Raw genomic sequence first — 3,520 nt, 5'->3', positions numbered from 1 at the left:
GCGCCCCGGAGCGGGGGCGCGCGGTCCCGCGGGCGCCCCGGCGGGACCGCGCGGCACCCCCTCCGACCGGCCACGTAGCGTGGGCGCATGAGCGAGAGACTGGTGGTCATCGGCGGCGACGCGGCGGGCATGTCCGCGGCGTCACAGGCACGCAGGCTCAAGAAGCCCGCGGAGCTGGAGATCGTCGCGTTCGAGCGCGGCTCCTTCACCTCGTACTCGGCCTGCGGCATCCCGTACTGGGTCAGCGGCGCGGTCCCCGAGCGCGACGACCTGATCGCGCGGACGCCGGAGGAACACCGGGCGCGGGACATCGACCTGCGGATGCGGACGGAGGTCACGGAGATCGACCCGGCCGGGCGGCGGGTGCGCGCCCGCGACCTCGACTCGGGCGCCGAGGGGTGGACGGCGTACGACAAGCTCGTCATCGCCACCGGCGCGCGCCCGCTGCGGCCGCCGCTGCCCGGCATCGACGCGCCCGGCGTGCACGGGGTGCAGAACCTCGGCGACGGCCAGGCCCTGCTCGACACCCTGGAGGCCACCGAGGGGCGCCGTGCGGTGGTGGTCGGGGCCGGGTACATCGGCCTGGAGATGGCCGAGGCGCTGCTGCGCCGGGGCTACGAGGTCACGGTCGTCAACCGCGGCGAGCAACCGATGTCCACCCTCGACCCGGACATGGGGCGCCTGGTCGACGCGGCGATGTCCGGCATGGGCGTCACGATGGTGAACGACACCGAGGTCACCGCGGTCCTCACCGGCGACGACGGCAGGGCCCGGGCGGTGGCCACGAAGGACGCCGAGTTCCCGGCGGACGTGGTGGTGCTGGGCATCGGCGTGGAGCCGGAGACGGAGCTGGCCCGCGCCGCCGGGCTGCCCGTCGGCGAGCACGGGGGGCTGCTCACGGACCTGTCGATGCGGGTACGGGGTCCCGTCGCGGACGGCGCGATCTGGGCGGGCGGCGACTGCGTGGAGGTGCTCGACCTGGTCTGGGGCCGGGAGCGGCACATCGCCCTCGGCACGCACGCCAACAAGCACGGGCAGGTCATCGGCGCCAACGTGGGCGGCGGCTACGCGACGTTCCCCGGCGTCGTCGGCACGGCCGTGAGCAAGGTGTGCGACCTGGAGATCGCGCGCACCGGGCTGCGGGAGAAGGACGCGCGGGCGGCGGGCCTGCAGTACGTGACGGTGACGATCGAGTCGACGAGCCGCGCCGGGTACTACCCCGGGGCGGCGCCGATGACGGTGAAGATGCTCGCGGAGCGGCGTACCGGACGGCTGCTCGGTACGCAGATCGTGGGCCGCGAGGGAGCCGGCAAGCGCGTCGACGTGGCGGCGGTGGCCCTGACGGCGGGGATGACGGTCGAGCAGATGACAGCGCTCGACCTCGGCTACGCGCCCCCGTACTCCCCGGTGTGGGACCCGGTCCTGGTGGCGGCCCGCAAGGCGACGGCCGCGGTACGCGCGGCCTGAGCGGAGAGCCCGTCCCGGCCGCGGGGGCCGGGACGGGTGCGGGGGCCGGGACGGGTGCGGCGAGCGGGACGGGCGCGACGGCCCGGACGGGCGCGGCGGCCGGGGACAGGTGCGGCGGCCGGGACGGGGCCGGGCCAGACGGCGACGGGACCGGGTCAGACAGCCGTGCGCGTGTGCACGTACTCCACGAGCCGGGTCAGCGCGTCCGGGTCCGTGGTCGGCAGGACGCCGTGGCCGAGGTTGAAGACGTGGCCGTCGAGCCCGGCGGCCGCCGCGAGGACCTCGTCGGTCTTCGCCTCGACGGCCTCACGCGGGGCGAACAGCACGGCCGGGTCCAGGTTGCCCTGGAGGGCCTTGCCGGGGCCCACGCGCCGGGCCGCCTCGTCGAGCGGCACCCGCCAGTCGACGCCGACCACGTCGGCCCCGGCCTCGCCGAGGATCCCGAGCAGCTCGCCGGTGCCGACGCCGAAGTGGATGCGCGGCACGCCGTACGACGCCACGGCGTCGAAGACCTTCCGCGACGCGGGCAGCACCGAGCGCCGGTAGTCGGCGGGCGCGAGGGCGCCCACCCAGGAGTCGAAGAGCTGGACGGCCGAGGCGCCCGCCTCGATCTGCACCTTCAGGAACGCGGCGGTGATCTCCGCGAGCCGGTCGAGCAGGTCGGCCCAGAGCTCCGGGTCGCCGTACATGAGCGCCTTGGTGTGCTCGTGGTTGCGGCTCGGCCCGCCCTCGACGAGGTAGCTCGCGAGGGTGAACGGGGCGCCGGCGAATCCGATCAGCGGCGTCGCGCCCAGCTCGCCGGTGAGCATGCCGATGGCCTCGGTGACGTACGCGACGTCGTCCGGGGTGAGGTCGCGCAGGCGGGCCAGGTCGGCGCGCGAGCGGATGGGCCGCTCGACGACGGGGCCGACGCCCGGCTTGATGTCGAGGTCGACGCCGATGGCCTTCAGCGGTACGACGATGTCGCTGAAGTAGATGGCCGCGTCCACGCCGTGGCGGCGCACCGGCTGGAGCGTGATCTCCGTGACCAGGTCCGGCCGCATGCAGGACTCCAGCATGGCCGTGCCCTCACGGACCTTGCGGTACTCCGGCAGCGAGCGCCCGGCCTGCCGCATGAACCACACGGGCGTGTGCGGCACCGGCTCGCGCCGGCACGCCTTCAGGAAGGCGGAGTCGTACGGAGCTGCGGGCTGCTGGCCGGTGGCCTCGTCATTGACACTCACCCGGAAAGTCTCGCACGGCGCGTCCGGGGAACGAGCAGCCCTCCCGCCTTCGCGGCGGGCACACCGGCCCGCGCCGGGCCCGTGCGGGCGCGGGACACCCCGCCGCGCAGCCGCCGGGTGCCTGCGCGAAGCCGCCGTTCCCCTTAACCTTCCCCGCATGGCTGCGGCTCAGGGACAACGGTCGGACGGCGCTGGCGAGATGGACGACGGGCAGGAGGTGGTGGCGGACACGGCACCGCTGCCCTTTCGCGCCGCGGTCGAGGCGCTGCGGGGGGCACGGCTGCGGCCGCAGATCGAAATCGACCCGACGCGCCCGCCACGGCGGCTCGCCCCGTACGCGTACGCCCTGGAGGCGGCCGTCGTCGACGACGGCGAGGACCTGGCCGACGGGCGGCTCGTCCTGCTGCACGACCCCGCGGGGCACGACGCCTGGAAGGGCACCTTCCGGCTGGTGACGCTGGTACGGGCGGAACTGGAGCCGGAGATGGCGGCCGATCCCCTGCTCCCCGAGGTGTGCTGGTCCTGGCTGACCGGGGCGCTCCAGGCGCGGGGCCTGGCGTGCGGGGAGCCGAGCGGGACGGTCACCCGGGCCGGGTCGCACTACTTCGGCGGGCTCGCCGAGCGGCCGCCCGCCTCGCAGATCGAGATCCGCGCCTCGTGGACGCCGCGCGAGGGCGTGGGGGGCGCCCCGGACGCGGGGGCGCACCTCGCGGCGTGGTGCGACCTGCTGGGCCAGGTCGCGGGGCTGCCGCCCGCCGGGCCCGCGGACGGCTCGGTGGTGACGCTGCCGCAGCGCAGGGGGCCGCGCGCGGACTGAGCCCGGGCGGGGG

At 75.9% G+C, this 3,520-nt stretch carries 3 protein-coding genes; 2 read left to right on the top strand and 1 reads right to left on the bottom strand.

Annotated elements, in window-relative coordinates:
* Nucleotides 1–87 precede the first annotated feature (87 nt).
* Nucleotides 88–1,467, top strand: coding sequence for an FAD-dependent oxidoreductase (locus IE330_RS38135; RefSeq protein ID WP_190140766.1), 1,380 nt, complete (start codon nt 88–90; stop codon nt 1,465–1,467).
* Nucleotides 1,468–1,622: 155 nt separating this feature from the next.
* Here the strand turns inward: IE330_RS38135 and hemE are convergent, their stop codons facing one another.
* A complete protein-coding gene (hemE, locus tag IE330_RS38130) occupies nt 1,623–2,690 on the bottom strand; it encodes a uroporphyrinogen decarboxylase (protein WP_190140765.1) in 1,068 nt (355 codons plus the stop codon).
* 157 nt (nt 2,691–2,847) lie between these two features.
* Between hemE and IE330_RS38125 the strand changes: the two genes are divergently transcribed.
* Nucleotides 2,848–3,507 carry a DUF3000 domain-containing protein gene (locus IE330_RS38125; RefSeq protein WP_190140764.1) on the top strand — a complete coding sequence of 220 codons (660 nt, stop codon included), beginning with the start codon at nt 2,848–2,850 and terminating at the stop codon, nt 3,505–3,507.
* Nucleotides 3,508–3,520 lie beyond the last annotated feature (13 nt).

The organism is Streptomyces longispororuber, from assembly GCF_014656095.1.
Classification (GTDB): Bacteria; Actinomycetota; Actinomycetes; order Streptomycetales; family Streptomycetaceae; genus Streptomyces; species Streptomyces longispororuber.
This window is presented reverse-complemented; position numbering and strand designations above follow the sequence as displayed.

What these genes read in the sequence shown, in the direction of transcription:
- IE330_RS38135 (WP_190140766.1), top strand. Translation starts at nt 88, where the DNA reads ATGAGCGAGAGACTGGTGGTCATCGGCGGCGACGCGGCGGGCATGTCC.
- IE330_RS38125 (WP_190140764.1), top strand. Translation starts at nt 2,848, where the DNA reads ATGGCTGCGGCTCAGGGACAACGGTCGGACGGCGCTGGCGAGATGGAC.